This window comes from Pseudobutyrivibrio sp. (genome assembly GCF_015057185.1).
In the GTDB taxonomy this organism is placed as follows: domain Bacteria; phylum Bacillota; class Clostridia; order Lachnospirales; family Lachnospiraceae; genus Pseudobutyrivibrio.
The window spans coordinates 1-16411 of record NZ_SVEV01000029.1; the positions used below are offsets into that span (position 1 = coordinate 1).

General features: G+C 37.7%; 10 protein-coding genes and 1 rRNA gene. 1 reads left to right on the plus strand and 10 read right to left on the minus strand.

Translation table 11 applies throughout. The features are described 5' to 3' along the window. The 10 genes from E7276_RS11695 to E7276_RS11740 all read right to left on the minus strand — a co-directional run. A 16S ribosomal RNA gene (locus E7276_RS11695) occupies positions 1-72 on the minus strand; the annotation flags it as partial. A 540-nt stretch (positions 73-612) separates the two neighbouring features. Further along, positions 613-1998, minus strand: coding sequence for a DNA repair protein RadA (radA, locus tag E7276_RS11700; RefSeq protein ID WP_294217786.1), 1386 nt, complete (start codon positions 1996-1998; stop codon positions 613-615). Between the two features lie 66 nt (positions 1999-2064). Next, complete coding sequence (locus tag E7276_RS11705) at positions 2065-2478, minus strand: endosialidase (RefSeq protein WP_294217790.1); 414 nt, start codon at positions 2476-2478, stop codon at positions 2065-2067. 96 nt (positions 2479-2574) lie between these two features. Beyond that, complete coding sequence (locus E7276_RS11710) at positions 2575-5013, minus strand: ATP-dependent Clp protease ATP-binding subunit (RefSeq protein ID WP_294217792.1); 2439 nt, start codon at positions 5011-5013, stop codon at positions 2575-2577. Positions 5014-5059: 46 nt separating this feature from the next. Continuing rightward, positions 5060-6481: a hypothetical protein gene (locus E7276_RS11715; protein WP_294217795.1), complete on the minus strand. Its 1422-nt coding sequence runs from the start codon at positions 6479-6481 to the stop codon at positions 5060-5062. Positions 6482-6594: 113 nt separating this feature from the next. Next, the gene (locus E7276_RS11720; protein ID WP_294217797.1) at positions 6595-6789 is read right to left on the minus strand and encodes a hypothetical protein; all 195 of its coding nucleotides are present in this window, start codon (positions 6787-6789) and stop codon (positions 6595-6597) included. Between the two features lie 200 nt (positions 6790-6989). Beyond that, on the minus strand, positions 6990-8423 hold the full coding sequence (locus tag E7276_RS11725) for an NCS2 family permease (protein ID WP_294217799.1): 1434 nt from the start codon (positions 8421-8423) through the stop codon (positions 6990-6992). Positions 8424-8485: 62 nt separating this feature from the next. After that, on the minus strand, positions 8486-10078 hold the full coding sequence (locus E7276_RS11730) for a CTP synthase (RefSeq protein WP_294217802.1): 1593 nt from the start codon (positions 10076-10078) through the stop codon (positions 8486-8488). Position 10079: 1 nt separating this feature from the next. After that, positions 10080-10652, minus strand: a complete 573-nt coding sequence (locus tag E7276_RS11735) for an ANTAR domain-containing response regulator (RefSeq protein ID WP_294217804.1) — start codon at positions 10650-10652, stop codon at positions 10080-10082. A gap of 18 nt (positions 10653-10670) precedes the next feature. After that, positions 10671-11918 carry a glutamine synthetase family protein gene (locus E7276_RS11740; RefSeq protein ID WP_294217806.1) on the minus strand — a complete coding sequence of 416 codons (1248 nt, stop codon included), beginning with the start codon at positions 11916-11918 and terminating at the stop codon, positions 10671-10673. 227 nt (positions 11919-12145) lie between these two features. Here E7276_RS11740 and E7276_RS11745 point away from each other — a divergent pair, with 227 nt between their 5' ends. Further along, the gene (locus tag E7276_RS11745; protein ID WP_294217809.1) at positions 12146-16402 is read left to right on the plus strand and encodes a 2-hydroxyacyl-CoA dehydratase; all 4257 of its coding nucleotides are present in this window, start codon (positions 12146-12148) and stop codon (positions 16400-16402) included. Positions 16403-16411: the final 9 nt, after the last annotated feature.

A 16411-nucleotide genomic window follows, 5' to 3' on the forward strand; every position in this document is an offset into this window, starting at 1 on the left:
GCTTCGTTCGACTTGCATGTGTTAAGCACGCCGCCAGCGTTCATCCTGAGCCAGGATCAAACTCTCATGTTTAATATATAAGCAACATCAAGTTGCTTGAGTTTAATTCCGAGTCAAAATAAATCTGACTTTACTATAAAGGTTTCGTTTCAAATTCGTACCCCTTTAGGGGTGCGTCAGTAACAAGCTTGCTTGTTACCATTATGAAACTAAATGAATTTCAAGGATACATGTTTTATACAAAACTGTATTAATTCAAGGTTTGTTTCACTGTTCAGTTATCAATCTTCATTTCGTTGTTGCCCTCAGCAGCAACTCGTTTATATTATCACGATGCCGACTTTTTGTCAACAACTTTTTTCTTATTTTTATTAACATTCACAGGGTTTTCAAATTGTTTACACAATTTTAATTACCTCTGTTTCAGTTCCGCACTTCGTTTCCCTCAGTGCTCGATTATAATATCACCTAGAATCAGGGCTGTCAACAGATATTCTGTGTTTTTTTAAAGTAAATCTATTTGGTGTACTTTTCGGAAATTGTTTGAATTGTAGTTATTTTTCTTACAATTTATTCTGAAGCACTATACTATGCGTCAAAAGCTATATCTCTTCATCGAGATATAGCATCTACTGCTTCTTTAACGTTTGATACGCCTATCACCTCTATACCTAAAACGCTTCCTACAGATTGGAGATTAGAATTTGGAATGATAACTTTTTCAAATCCTAATTTCTTAGCTTCCCTCACACGTTGTTCAGCCATTGAAACAGAGCGGACCTCACCTGACAAACCTATTTCGCCAAATATAATTGTTTTGGCATCTATAGGAATATCTTTTTCACTACTATATATAGCCATAGCAATAGCCAAGTCAATGGCAGGCTCATTTATTCTAATTCCGCCTGCAATATTCACATAGATATCAGAACGGCCTAAAAATATTCCGCAGGATCTGTTTGCTTTACTGTCTCTCATCCTCTCAAGTACAGCCACAAGCAGATTAACTCTATTATAATCACAGCCTGTTGCCATTCTTCTAGGTATTTCAAATGCAGTTTTACTAACTAGTGATTGAATTTCCACTAGGATAGGACGAGTTCCTTCCATAGAACATGTAACTATTGAACCAGTGGCATTTTCCGGTCTACCATCAAGCATCACAGCTGAAGGATTCTTTACTTCGGATAGGCCAATATCTCTCATCTCGAATACACCAATCTCGTTGGTTGATCCAAATCGGTTCTTGACGCCTCTGAGGATTCTATAAGACGCATGTCTATCCCCTTCAAAGTATAGAACTGTATCAACCATATGCTCTAAGACTCTTGGTCCTGCAACAGTTCCTTCTTTTGTTACATGACCTACAATAAATACAGCAATTCCCTGTACCTTTGCTATTTCCATGAGAACACTCGTAGATTCTCTAACCTGTGACACTGAACCTGGGGCCGATGATACTGTCTCATTGTACATAGTCTGAATAGAATCAATTATGAGTACAGTAGGCTTCTCTCTTTCTACAACAGCTTTAACCGTATCCAAATTAGTTTCGCACAGCAAATCCAATTTATCATTAAACTTACCAATCCTATCAGCCCTAATTTTTATCTGCTGTAGAGACTCCTCGCCCGACACATACATCACATTAATGTTTGAAGAACATAATTTTTGGCAAGTTTGAAGAAGCAATGTAGATTTTCCAATTCCTGGATCACCACCAACTAATATCATTGACCCTGGAACTATACCACCGCCAAGCACCCTATCAAATTCTTGAATACTAGTAGAGATTCGTTGCTCATTGGATGCCTTAACGTCTATAAGCTTTGTTGGTCTCACATCAGCAACCTTAGCTCTAGTTTTTATTGAAGTTTTATCTACGATTTCCTCTACCAAGGTATTCCAAGCCCCACACGCTGGGCACTGTCCGGACCACTTTGATGTCTCATTTCCACATTCTTGGCAGAAAAACACCGATACATTCTTTTTTGCCATATTTTCCCTTTCTTATAAAAAAATCTCCCCAATAATGGGGAGATTTAAGTAATCATAATAAAATAATTACACTCTATTAATTTTTACTTCTACTGGTACACCTGGGTCTAGCTCAACAGAGATATTTAATTTACCACCAAGATTAGTCTTCATCTGTCCTGCGTTTGTGCCATTTACTGTAATATCATATGTAGTCTCTGGCTCCAACTCCAATGTAACCATCGCATCTTCCTTTCCCTCCACAGTGAAAGAAATAGCATCTGAAGTACAATTAAATTTTTCCACCGCTGTTCCTGGTACTGACTCATACACAAACATACCATTACGCTCGAGCTTGGTAATATCCGAAAAAGTCTTTACCTTGTATAAGTCCCCCTCGTGCTTGTAATCTTCAAGCTTTTTCTTATCAGCAAGAGTATAATCACCAAAGCTGATAGTTCCGTCTGCTTCACTGCGAATCAATTCGCTAATTACAGCCATTTCAATTCCTCCTGTATTACTGCTAAGTTTGCAGATTGTCTTAGTCCGATTATAACAAAGGAATTTAATTTTAACAACAAGCTCAAAGCATAAAAATTAGCATTTTTCGAAAACAACTTCGTCTTTTTTTATCTTTGCTTTTACAGAATCCTGTGACTTAATATTACCTGCAAGAATATCTTCTGCCATAACATCTTCTAAGGAAGTTTGAATCTTTCTACGTATTGGACGAGCGCCATATTTAGGATCAAATGCTTTCTCTACAATCCAAGTTTTAACTGATGCAGGTATGGTAACCTTAATGTCCATTTGTTCCTTACATCTAGCAATAAACTGGTTCACTTGTAATGTGGCAATTTCTTTCATGTCGTCCTTAGTAAGAGCTCTAAATACAATGGTTTCATCAATTCTATTTAAGAACTCAGGCTTGAAAATACGTTTTACCTCTTCCATGACGCCATTTTTCATGAACTCGTAGTCTTTCTTAGCATCATCAGCTGAAGCAAAACCCAATTTTTTAGGTGAAATAATGGCTTGCGCGCCTGCATTACTAGTCATGATTATTATAGTATTTTTAAAGTCTACTTTACGTCCCTGAGAATCTGTAACATGTCCATCATCAAGAATCTGCAGTAAAACATTAAATACATCAGGATGTGCTTTTTCAATTTCATCAAAAAGTATTACAGAGTATGGATTACGTCTAACTTTCTCTGATAATTGACCACCCTCTTCATAGCCTACATATCCAGGAGGCGAACCTATCATCTTAGAGACAGAGTGTTTCTCCATATACTCACTCATATCAACACGAATCATTGAGCTTTCATTGCCAAACACAGCCTCAGCAAGAGCTTTTGAGATTTCTGTTTTACCAACACCTGTTGGGCCTAAGAACAAGAATGAACCAATAGGTCTTCCTTTTTCCTTGAGGCCTACTCGCCCTCTACGAACCGCTCTAGCTACAGCAGAAACAGCCTCTTCTTGGCCAACAACCCTCTTATGAAGAATGCTCTCAATTTTTCTAAGTCTAACTGATTCTTGCTCAGTAAGTTTAGCAACTGGAATTTTGGTCCAAAGCGCCACAACTGATGCCACATCATTTTCTGTAAGCACTACACGTTTTGAGCGACTCTTTCTGGCTGCTTTTTTATCGGCAGCATCCTTTTCAGTAATGAGCTCATCTTTTTCTTTTTTTATTGAACTAGCCAACACAATGTCACCTGCAATTATGGCATCTTCCATTTTCTGAGCTAATTCTGCTATTTGAATTTCTAAAGAATTATCTTTTACAACATTTTTTACATATGTAAGTTTTAACGATGCGGCAGCTTCATCCATTAAATCAATTGCTTTATCAGGTAGAAATCTGTCAGCTATGTATCTCTCGGAAAGATTTACACATGCCTCTACCGCCTCATCCGGAATTGTAACTCCATGGTGTTCTTCATATAGATGTCTAATACCTTTTAGAATTTCTATTGTCTCTTCAGCAGATGGTTCCTCTACAACTACAGGCTGGAATCTGCGCTCCAATGCTGCATCCTTTTCTACGTATTTACGATATTCTGTAATAGTAGTAGCACCTAGGATTTGAATTTCTCCTCTAGCCATAGCTGGCTTTAAGATGTTGGATGCATCTATCGCACCTTCTGCTCCACCAGCACCAATTAAAGTATGAATCTCATCAATAAATAAAAGAATATTGCCTTCTTCAATTACTTCCGCAATAACCTTTTTAATTCTTTCCTCGAACTCGCCTCTATACTTTGAGCCAGCAACCATACCAGATAAATCAAGAGATAGCACTCTCAAGTCTCTAACAGAATCTGGTACATTCCCCTGTACTATTCGTTGGGCAAGTCCCTCAACTATTGCAGTCTTACCAACACCAGGCTCTCCAATAAGACATGGATTATTTTTTCCACGTCTAGATAAAATCTGAATCACTCTTTGAATTTCTGAATCACGACCAACAATAGGATCAAGTTCTCCTTCTTCGGCCATTTCAGTCAAATCACGAGAAAACTGTTCTAGGTAAGAAACTTCGTTGCGCTTTCTACCGCTATTCATAGCCTGCATCTCTTCTTTGTAGACATTGCCCTCTGCGCCCATACCTGCTACTAATTCAGAGAATAGTTTGTGTGGATTAACGTCTAGAGAATTAAGCAGTCTAGCACCGGAGCAATCCTGCATGCGAATCATGGCAAGAAGTAAGTGTTCTGTGCCGATAGTTTTAGAGTTGCATTTATCAGCCTCATCCGCAGCATGATCCAATAACTGCTCCATTTTAGGTGTATAGCCATCTCGTTCCTGTACAACAACTTCTCCACCTGGTGAGATTAATTCCTCTACCAATTTAATGAGTCCTTCTTTGTTAACGCCATTTGAATTAAGCACTTTTGCAGCAAGAGAATCCTCTTGTTCAATAATGGCAATAAGTAAATGTTCTGTGCCTACATAGCTATGGTTTAATGATTTTGATAGCTTTGAAGCACCAGTTATTGCTTTTTTTGCTTGTTTAGAATATTCCATATTTAGCTCCTTTGCCAAATAATAGTTCGTTCCACATTAGTGGAATTTATAAATCATTTAAATCCATCATATTAAGACTAGCATTTCTTCGCTCTTCGTATGACTCACTAGTACTGTAGTCTTCTACAGCATCCTCTTCCTCATAGTCTTCATCATACTCATCATCTTCATCCACGTCGTCTTCATCATCTCCGAAAACATCGCCATCATCACGACCTCTGAACACTATTGAACGAGGAAGCTTTCTTGAAGCCTTAACTGGAGACTTAGCAAAAACGTCTCCATCAAAATCATCGTCATCTTCACCACGATTCTTAATAATTCTGTTGATTGTTATGAATAACAATACAACACAAAGAACTATAAGTCCCATGATTATCTTTCTATAGAGTGCAAGCTTCTGAATGAATACGCTATTATCAGAGTCAGTTGTAGCTTCTGCGTCTTCATCAGTTGAAGTGCTAGATGAATCGGCACTAATAGCTGATGTATCAACTCTAGAAACTGTTCCATAAGTCTGGTCATATACATACCAGCCTTCAACCTGATTCTGATTTGTTCCATATACATAGAAGAACTCTGCGCCATCAACTGTATATGCATTTATTTCAACACCATTTACATTAACTGTAGTTTGAGAAAATGCACTACCTGGTGTATCGGATGTTTCCTGTACAAGAACATATTTATCAGAATCACCAAGCATAGTAAAGTTTGAAACTGTACCTGCTGCCTCATCATAAAGGTAGAAAACACCTGAACCAGAAGTATTATCTGCTGGTTTTAAATAAAGTAATGTAATCGATCCGTTAGTAGGCTCGCTGTATGTACTAGAGCCAATTGTGATAGTAGTTTTTGAAAATCCAGAAGGCATTTCAGAATCTGAATAACGTTCTGAAACGACATATGAAACACCATCAATATCAAAGCCACCATCAGAATTGAGAGTGCCTACAGCTGTACCTGATACAGTAGAGGTTGTTTCGGTAGTCTCTTCTGTCTCAGCAGGCTCTTCTGTAACAGTGACCTCTGTCTCAGTCTGTTCTGTTGTTTCTTCTGTAGTCTCTGTAGTAGTGGAAGTACTAGTACTAGCTGAATCTCCTCCGATTGTAAGAGTAGTACTGCTACCAGAGCAGCTAGATGATGAAACTATAATAGAAGCTGTTCCTGCGGATGCTGCTGTAAATTTAATGTCTCCACTCTTACCTGAGAAAGAAACTGAATTTCCTTCTGCAGAAGCTCCCGATACGCTACACTCAACATATGAAAGCATGCTAGAAGTATATTTCACTGTAATGGTGCCACTCTCAGAAGCTGTAACTGATACCGTAATAGAATCACCTACTGCCGCTGAACTCTTGGATACAGAAATCATGGTCGTACCCTGGGCAAAAACCACCATCTGCATCGCCATAATAAAAATGACCGCAAAAATAGTATTTAAAGTTCTTTTAAACAATTTATTCATAATCAATTACCTTCCACTTTCGCTAGATATTAGTAACACTATAAATAGCACTAATCCGCCTAATATCATACTATATATAGATAATTTAATTATAGATAAACCACTTTTTATAGTCAACAGTTATGGCAAAGTAATGCAAGCCAAATACCACCTGATAATCCCGAATAGGAACCAACTACCTTTGCAATATTATTTGAAATATCAATATCAAAAATAAAAAGAACAAAAAACAATATGCCTACCGCGAAAATCAACGCTAAAGCTCCCAAAGAAATAATAAGCTCCTTATCTAATCCTCTTCTCTTCATAATAAATAACCTCCGCTCATCTGATGGTTATATTATGCATTTTCAATGTGTCCCTATTTATGGACTTTGTACATCCTCTTCTCTTGAGTAGACATCCTCATGCCACAAGAGCGTTTGGTAGTAGTTAGAAAATAGTTAGCGTTTTAAGAAATAAAAAAAGCGTATCGATAATATCGATACGCTTAGTTATTAGTATAATTTTATACTGCTAAGAAAAACTTAATAAGGAATAAAAGTGAAATTACATATGTAAGTCCAGATACATCCTTAGCCTTTCCTGTAAATACCTTGATGATTGTGTATGAAATCATAGCAAGACCGATTGCATGTCCAATTGAACCTGAAATCGGCATAGCAATAAGCATGATTGTAACAGGTACACAAACTGAAAGATCATCAAAGTTAACCTTTTTAAGACCTGTCATCATAAGAACACCTACGTAAATAAGTGCTGCTGATGTTGCTGCTGCTGGAATGATTGCCGCTATAGGAGCAAGGAAGACACAAACAAGGAACGCAATACCACATGTAAGCGATGTAAGTCCTGTACGTCCACCTGCCTCAACACCAGAAGCAGACTCAATAAATGTAGTAACTGTAGATGTACCTGTGCATGAACCTACGATTGTACCAACTGAATCTGAAAGAAGTGCCTCCTTCATGTTTGGCATATTTCCTTCGCGGTCTACCATTCCTGCACGTGATGCAGTACCAACAAGAGTTCCAATTGTATCAAACATATCGATGATACAGAATGTAATTACAAGAGTAACTACTGTGAACCAACCCATCTGAGCAAGTCCAGCAACATTAAACTTGAATAATGTTGTTGCTGCCATATCTCCAAATGCAGGAACAAATGAAGCTGTCTTAAGTGATGCAAATGGATTGTTTCCAAGTACACAATAATCACCAATCCAGTAAAGGATTGAAGCTGCAAACATACCAAGAATAACTGCTGATTTAACACCCTTTGAAGCTAGAATAACGATTACAAACAAACCAACAAACATTGTAATAGCGCAAAGAACCATCATAGGATAAGCATCGCCCATAATCTGCTTTGCATAACCTGCTGTAAGTGCTCCGAAGAAATCCTTCATTACAAAGAACTGAGAACCTTCTGAGTTTGCGATGTAAACATTTGAGCCAAAACCAATATTGAGAAGCATTAAGCCGATAGCTGGCGAAATACCAAGTCGAATTCCAAGTGGAATAGCATCTACTATTTTTTCTCTGACATTAAGAAGAGAAAGAATAAAGAAAATAACACCTTCAATAAGAATGACACAGAGCATAGCCTGGAATGACTCAACATAACCCATTCCTGTCATTGCAACTAAGTTACCAATAACGATAGCCATAAATGAGTTTAATCCCATACCTGGAGCTAAACAGAATGGTTTGTTTGCAAGAAATGCCATTACAAACATAGCAACTGCTGATGAAATACATGTTGCAAGGAATACTCCATTCCAAAGACCCTCTTCTGCACCTTGCGAACCATAAACAGTAAGGATGTTTGGATTCAATGCAATGATGTAAGCCATTGTCATGAATGTGGTAAGTCCAGCGATAATTTCTGTTTTAACAGAAGTATTATTTTCGCTGAGTTTAAAACGCTTTTCTAACATAATTTCCTCCCTTTAATAAAAATATGTTGTTAGATTTATAGCAAAGCATTAGCTTTGTTATCCTATTTTAAGCTTGCTTTAATGAAAGCTGTAAATAATGGATGTGGCTTATTTGGACGGCTCTTGAATTCTGGATGGAACTGAACACCAACATGGAATTTGTTAGAGGAAACCTCAATAGCCTCTACAACCTCATCATTAGGTGATGTACCAGAAATAGTAAGTCCCTTTTCTGTCATAAGCGTTCTATATGAATTATTAAACTCAAATCTATGTCTATGTCTCTCTGAAATATTCTCAGAGCCATATGCTTCAAAAAGCTTTGTATCTGTACGAACTGCACATGGATAAGCACCAAGTCTCATAGTGCCACCCTTTCTAAGAACTGCCATCTGTTCTTCCATAAGGTCGATTACACAGTTCTTTCCAGTGCTATTGAACTCTCTAGAATTTGCATCTGCGATACCACATACTGAACGAGCAAACTCGATAGCTGCGACCTGCATGCCAAGACAAATACCAAGATAAGGTATATCATTTTCTCTAGCATATTTGCAAGCCACAATTTTGCCTTCTACACCTCTGTCTCCAAATCCGCCAGGCACTAAAATCCCATCAACTCCGCCTAGAACCGCAGCTACATTGTCTTTTGTAATTTCTTCAGAGTCAACCCACTCAATTTCTACATGTGCATTGTTTGCATAACCACCATGGTAAAGTGCCTCACGAACAGAAAGATATGCATCATGAAGAGCTACGTATTTACCAACAATAGCAATCTTTGTTACCTTCTTGAGCCCCTTGATGTTTTCAACCATTTTCTCCCATTCCTCAATTTCAGGTGGGTTATTCTCAAGGCCAAGCTCACGGCAAACCACATCATCAAGACCATATTTGTGCATCATGAGTGGCGCTTCATATAGACACTCTAACGTATCATTCTCAATTACACAATCTTTTTTTACATTACAGAATAAAGAAATTTTGTCTTTGATTGATTGTTCAAGAGGATGATCTACTCGACAAACAATAATATTTGGCGAAATACCAAGTGATTGAAGCTCCTTAACAGAGTGCTGTGTAGGCTTAGATTTATGTTCCTCAGAGCCTGAAAGCCAAGGAACTAATGTAACGTGAATGAATAGACAATTTTCACGTCCTTTCTCAAGAGAAACCTGACGAATCGCCTCGAGGAATGGTTGCGATTCAATATCACCTGTTGTACCACCAATTTCTGTGATTAGCACATCACAATCCGAAGTCTCTGCACCCATGTAAATAAAGCGTTTGATTTCTTCTGTGATATGTGGAATAACCTGAACAGTCTGTCCAAGATACTCACCCTTACGTTCTCTATTAAGAACATTCCAATAAACTTTTCCTGATGTAAGATTTGAATATTTGTTAAGACTTTCATCTATAAAACGCTCATAATGACCAAGGTCAAGATCAGTCTCTGCACCATCATCTGTAACAAAAACTTCGCCATGTTGGTATGGGCTCATTGTTCCTGGGTCCACATTCATATATGGATCAAGCTTTTGTGAAGCTACCTTGTATCCTCTCATTTTAAGTAAGCGTCCAAGAGACGCTGCTGTAATACCTTTTCCTAAACCAGATACTACACCACCTGTAACAAATACATGCTTAGTCATATTATGCTCCTTCATATTTTTTAATAATCTCTTTTGCTACTTCCGCTCTAGACAATCTAATATCCATAGCTGTCTTTTCAATATATTTATGTGCATCCTCTTCTGACATATTCTGATTAATAATCAAAAGAAGCTTTGCTCTTGAAATTATTTTCATGTCCTCAAGCTTTTTCTCTAATTTCGCACTTTCTTTTTGTGCCAAACTAATGCGGCGCTGAGCAACATGAGCAAGCTTTAAGGCCTGCCAAAATAATTGTTTATTAATCGGTTTTTCTACTGTGATAACTCCGTAATCTTCCACCTTTGCTGATATTTCATCAGCATACTCAGCCTTTATAAATAGAATAACCTGACAGATATTTTTCTCTGCTATGTCAATAGCAAGTTCCTGTCCATTAGTGCCACCAATCGGCGCATTAATTAGACAAATATCAAAATCATATTCCGAAATTGTTCGTTTTGCAGTAGAACAATTTTCTACAACGAGCATATCTAGAATCCCATTTTCTTTTAAAAAGGATTTGTAAAAGGCGGTTCCTTTTTCGTTATCACAGACAATTAGCGCCCTTTCCATATCACTACTCCTTGGAAATTAGTCTGTATTTTTAATAGTCTCAATATAACGGGCTGCTATATCTGCGAATTCTGAGTTTTGAATAAAATCACTATTCTCAGCACAATCGATTGCCTCTTCTATTGAAACAGGTAACATATCAAAGTATGCTGAACGATCCTCAGTTAAGAATCTTGAATTAACTTCCAATTCTGGTGGTAAAGTTTCTTTATTTTCGACTCCCGCTAAGCCAGCCTGAATAATAATGGCACTAGCTAAATATGGATTAATACACGAATCCGGAGAACGAAGAATAAAATGATTTCTTTTTCCATTTACCTCAGGTACTCTAAGGAGACGTGAATTATTTTGAGATGACCAAGTAATATATTTTGGTGCCTCGCTCATTCCAAATCTATCGTATGAATCCTTGCGGCAATTCAAAAAAATTGTAATATCTCTCATTCTGTTAAGAATTCCAGCCATGAAATTCTCAGAGAATTCTTTGTCATCATTAATTAAATTAACAGCACCTCTATAGTTTGCCATCTTAATATGCAAACCATTTCCAGGGGCATCAGCGATTGGCTTTGGATCAAAGGAAGCCCAAACGCCGTTTCTAGCAGCGATATTTTCAACAACATTTTTGTATGTCACAAGATTATCTGCTGTTGTAAGAACGTCTGCAGGTGTGAAGTCAATTTCATTTTGACCTGGACCTCTCTCATGATGTGAGGATTGAGGAGATATTCCCATCTCCTCGAGAGTTAAACAAATTTCTCTTCGAATGTTTTCTCCTTTGTCATTTGGAGCAACATCTAAATATCCGCCATTATCAAATGTTTCCTTTGTAGGATTTCCATTTTCATCTGTTTTGAATAAATAAAACTCTGACTTAAGTCCCATTCTTGTGGTGAATCCCATTTTCTCGCATTGATTAAGGGTATTCTTAAGAAAATTTCTGTAGTCATATTTGTAAGGTGAACCATCAGCAAGAACAACATTACAATAAAAACGTATTACTCTTCCTGACTGTGGGCGCCATGGCAAAATGTGCATGGTATCTGGATCTGGTTTTAAGAATAAATCTTGTCCATCGGTCTCCTCGTAGCCCAAAATAAGAAAAGAGTCGAAATTAACACCCTCATCGAAGGCGTATTTCAACTCTTGTGGCATGATTGATATGTTTTTTTGTGTGCCATATAGGTCACAAAAGGCTAGACGTATAAATTTAACGTCATTCTCTTGAACGAAATCAATGATATCTGTAACTGATAACTGAGACATATTTCCTCCTAAAAAATAAAAAAAAGGCGTTTTTTTTTATGAAAGATTCCTCTTCCATAAAAAGCACGCCTTTGTACTTTGCAAGTTTACAATACCATTTGTAATTTGTAAAGGTGTTTTTTTTGCTTACACTTTATAAAATTTGTTTATTGTATATTTTCCATTCTACATTTATAATACCAAAGGTTATACAATTTACATTTTAATAGGAAAGAATAATATCATTTATGGAAAACAAACTATTTAAACTCGGCATTGACATAGGTTCAACAACAGTGAAAATAGCCGTGTTAGACGACGATAATAATATTTTATTTTCTGATTATCAGAGACATTTTGCTAACATACAGCAGACTTTAACTGATTTATTAACTCAGGCAAAATCTAAGCTCGGAACCATCCAGGTTAAACCAATGATTACAGGTTCTGGTGGACTCACATTGGCAAAACATCTTGGAGTAGAGTTCGTACAGGAAGTAATTGCAGTTTCCAGTGCACTTACGTTCTACGCACCTCAAACAGATGTAGCTATAGAGCTTGGTGGTGAAGATGCTAAAATTATATATTTCGAAAACGGAAATGTAGAACAGCGAATGAACGGTATCTGTGCAGGTGGTACAGGTTCATTTATCGACCAAATGGCATCACTTTTACAGACAGATGCTACTGGTTTAAATACATATGCAAAGGATTATAAAGCAATCTATCCTATCGCTGCCCGTTGTGGTGTATTTGCAAAAACAGATATCCAGCCACTTATCAACGAAGGTGCTTCAAAGGAAGATCTTTCAGCTTCTATTTTCCAAGCAGTTGTAAATCAAACAATTTCCGGACTTGCATGCGGTAAACCAATTAGAGGTCACGTAGCATTTTTAGGTGGTCCACTTCACTTCTTGGATCAGCTTAGAGAAGCTTTTATTAGAACATTAAAGCTTGATGATGAGCACTCAATTTTACTTGATAACTCTCATCTTTTTGCTGCAATTGGTTCTGCCCTTAATTCAAAAGAAGATAACAATGTCCCTATGGATTCGTTGATTGATAGCCTTTCTCAGGGAATTAAGATGGATTTCGAAGTAGCAAGACTGGAGCCATTATTCGAATCCGAAGAGGCATTTAGAGAATTCAAAGATAGACATGCAAAGGCTCAGGTAGAAAAAGGTGATTTAGCAAATTATCACGGCAATGTTTACTTAGGTATTGATGCCGGTTCTACTACTACTAAATTAGCTGTAGTTGGTGACGATGGAAAGCTTTTATATTCATTCTACTCAAGCAATAACGGTAGCCCACTAGCTACTTCTTTAAAAGCTTTAAAAGAGATTTACTCTATCATGCCTGAGGATACCCACATTGTTCATTCATGTTCTACAGGTTACGGCGAGGCTTTGTTAAAAGCTGCATTACAGCTTGATGATGGCGAAGTAGAAACTATCGCACACTACTATGCCGCAGCATTCTTTAATCCTGATGTTGACTGTATCCTTGATATTGGTGGTCAGGATATGAAATGTATCCGCATCAAAAATGGAGTTGTTGATAGCGTTCAGCTTAACGAGGCATGTTCATCTGGTTGTGGTTCATTTATCGAGACATTTGCAAAGTCTCTTGATTTTAGTGTACAGGATTTCGCCGAGGAAGCTTTGTTTGCTCTCAACCCAATAGACCTTGGAACACGTTGTACAGTATTTATGAACTCTAAGGTTAAGCAAGCACAAAAGGAAGGAGCTTCTGTAGCAGATATTTCTTCAGGCCTTGCTTATTCAGTTATCAAAAATGCATTATTCAAGGTTATCAAGCTTTCTGATGCATCAGAGCTTGGTAAGAACATCGTTGTACAGGGTGGTACATTCTACAATGACGCTGTTCTTCGTTCTTTAGAGAAGGTTGCAGGCGTTGATGTTGTTCGTCCTGATATTGCCGGTATTATGGGTGCTTTCGGTTGCGCATTAATCGCTAAAGAGCGTTACGAAGAAAATCCTACAACTACTACACTTGGTATTGATGAGATTAATTCTCTCACTTTTGATACAAAGCTTACACGTTGCCAGGGTTGTGTAAACCACTGTCTCCTTACAATCAATAGATTTTCAGGCGGACGTTCATTCATCACTGGAAACCGCTGTGAAAAGGGTGCAGGTGGAGTTAAAAACAAAGAGAATATACCAAACCTTTACGATTATAAATACAATAGATTATTTAGCTATGAACCACTTTCTGAGGAGGAAGCAACAAGAGGCACAGTTGGTATTCCACGAGTACTAAACCTCTATGAGAATTATCCATTCTGGGCTACATTCTTTAACAAGTTAGGATTCAGAGTTGTACTCTCTCCTCGTTCAAATCGTAAGGTTTACGAATTAGGCATTGAATCAATTCCATCAGAATCAGAATGTTATCCTGCAAAGATGGCTCACGGTCACGTACAGTGGTTAATTAACGAAGGAAATGTGGACTTCATTTTCTATCCTTGTATTCCATACGAGCGAAATGAATTCCCTGATTCTAATAACCACTATAACTGCCCTATTGTTACTTCTTATGCTGAAAACATAAAAAATAATGTTGATGAAATCACTAGTGGAAAGGTACGTTTCCTTAATCCTTTCATGGCATTTTCTAGCGAAGAAATACTTACTAACCAGCTTAAAAAAGTATTTGCTGCTGAGTTTAATATTAGCGGTTCCGAGGTACAGACTGCGGCTCATGCTGCTTGGTTAGAACAAGAAAACTTCAGAAATGATATGTATAAAAAGGGTCAGGAAGTTCTTAAGTATTTGGAAGAAACTGGCAAACATGGAATTGTATTAGCTGGTCGTCCTTATCACGTTGATCCTGAGATTAACCACGGTATACCAGAGCTTATTAATAGTTACGGCATTGCTGTCCTCACTGAAGATTCTATTTCAAATCTCGGAGAGGTTGAGCGCCCACTTATCGTTATGGATCAGTGGATGTTCCATTCAAGAATGTATGCTGCAGCAAACTATGTTAAGAAGCATGATAACCTTGACTTAATTCAGCTTAACTCATTTGGATGCGGACTTGATGCTGTTACTACAGATCAGGTTTCAGATATACTTACCCACTCAGGCAAAATTTATACATGCCTTAAAATTGATGAAGTTAACAACCTAGGTGCTGCAAGAATTCGTGTACGTTCACTCCTTGCTGCCCTTCGTGTAAAGAAAAAGAAAAACCAGGAACGCACTATCGTGCCTGCAAACTATAACCGTATCGTATTTACGGAAGAAATGAAAAAGAATTACACAATTCTTTGCCCACAGATGTCACCTATCCACTTCGACCTTATTGAGCCAGCATTTAATGCTGCTGGATACAATTTGGTAGTGCCAGACATCCCAACACGTACTTGTGTTGACGTTGGTCTAAAATATGTAAACAACGATGCTTGTTATCCATCACTTATGGTAATCGGACAGCTTATGGCCGCAATCGAAGAAGGTAACTTCGATATGAGCAAAACTGCTCTTATGATTTCACAGACTGGTGGTGGTTGCCGTGCTTCAAACTATATCGGATTTATTCGTAGAGCACTTGCAAAAGCAGGATACCCAGATGTTCCAGTTATCTCACTTAACGTTAGTGGATTAGAGAAGAATCCTGGATTTAAGCTTTCTCCTAGTCTTCTACAGCATGGATTATATGCACTTACATTTGGCGATATTTTACTTCGCTGCGTATATCGAGTTCGTCCTTATGAGGCAGTCCCTGGCTCTACAGATGAATTACATAGACAGTGGAAGGAAAAGCTTATTGAATTCGTTTCATCTAAGAAGATTCTTTCACACAGAAAGTTCAAGAGACTTTGCCGTGAAATGATTAGAGATTTTGATAATCTTCCAATCATCGAAGGTCTAGTAAAGCCACGTGTTGGTATTGTTGGAGAAATCCTTGTTAAATTCCTTCCAGCTGCCAATAATCATTTAGCTGAGCTTCTTGAACAAGAGGGTGCTGAAGCTGTCGTTCCAGATTTAACAGACTTCTTACTTTACAGTTTCTACAATGCAAACTTTAAAGAAGAAAATCTTGGAACAAGCAAGAAAACAAAGTTCTACTGCAATATGGGAATTAAGTTCTTTGAATGGTTAAGAAGCGCTGCAAGAGATGAATTTAACAAGTCAAAGCGATTCACTGCACCTGCATACATAACAGACACTGCAGAAAATGCAAAGGAAATTGTTTCACTTGGTAACCAGACTGGCGAAGGTTGGTTCCTTACTGGAGAAATGCTCGAGCTTATCGAAAATGGCGCAAGCAACATTGTATGTATACAGCCATTTGGATGCTTACCAAACCACGTTGTAGGTAAGGGTGTAATTAAACATATTAGACATGAGCATCCTGATGCAAACATAGTTGCAATTGATTATGATCCAGGCGCATCAGAAGTTAACCAGTTAAATAGAATAAAGCTTATGCTTTCTACAGCAAATAAAAACTTAAACAAAAAAGAGGCCTAAGCCTCTTTT

What these genes read in the sequence shown, in the direction of transcription:
- radA (WP_294217786.1), bottom strand. Translation starts at nt 1,998, where the DNA reads ATGGCAAAAAAGAATGTATCGGTGTTTTTCTGCCAAGAATGTGGAAAT.
- E7276_RS11705 (WP_294217790.1), bottom strand. Translation starts at nt 2,478, where the DNA reads ATGGCTGTAATTAGCGAATTGATTCGCAGTGAAGCAGACGGAACTATC.
- E7276_RS11710 (WP_294217792.1), bottom strand. Translation starts at nt 5,013, where the DNA reads ATGGAATATTCTAAACAAGCAAAAAAAGCAATAACTGGTGCTTCAAAG.
- E7276_RS11715 (WP_294217795.1), bottom strand. Translation starts at nt 6,481, where the DNA reads ATGAATAAATTGTTTAAAAGAACTTTAAATACTATTTTTGCGGTCATT.
- E7276_RS11720 (WP_294217797.1), bottom strand. Translation starts at nt 6,789, where the DNA reads ATGAAGAGAAGAGGATTAGATAAGGAGCTTATTATTTCTTTGGGAGCT.
- E7276_RS11725 (WP_294217799.1), bottom strand. Translation starts at nt 8,423, where the DNA reads ATGTTAGAAAAGCGTTTTAAACTCAGCGAAAATAATACTTCTGTTAAA.
- E7276_RS11730 (WP_294217802.1), bottom strand. Translation starts at nt 10,078, where the DNA reads ATGACTAAGCATGTATTTGTTACAGGTGGTGTAGTATCTGGTTTAGGA.
- E7276_RS11735 (WP_294217804.1), bottom strand. Translation starts at nt 10,652, where the DNA reads ATGGAAAGGGCGCTAATTGTCTGTGATAACGAAAAAGGAACCGCCTTT.
- E7276_RS11740 (WP_294217806.1), bottom strand. Translation starts at nt 11,918, where the DNA reads ATGTCTCAGTTATCAGTTACAGATATCATTGATTTCGTTCAAGAGAAT.
- E7276_RS11745 (WP_294217809.1), top strand. Translation starts at nt 12,146, where the DNA reads ATGGAAAACAAACTATTTAAACTCGGCATTGACATAGGTTCAACAACA.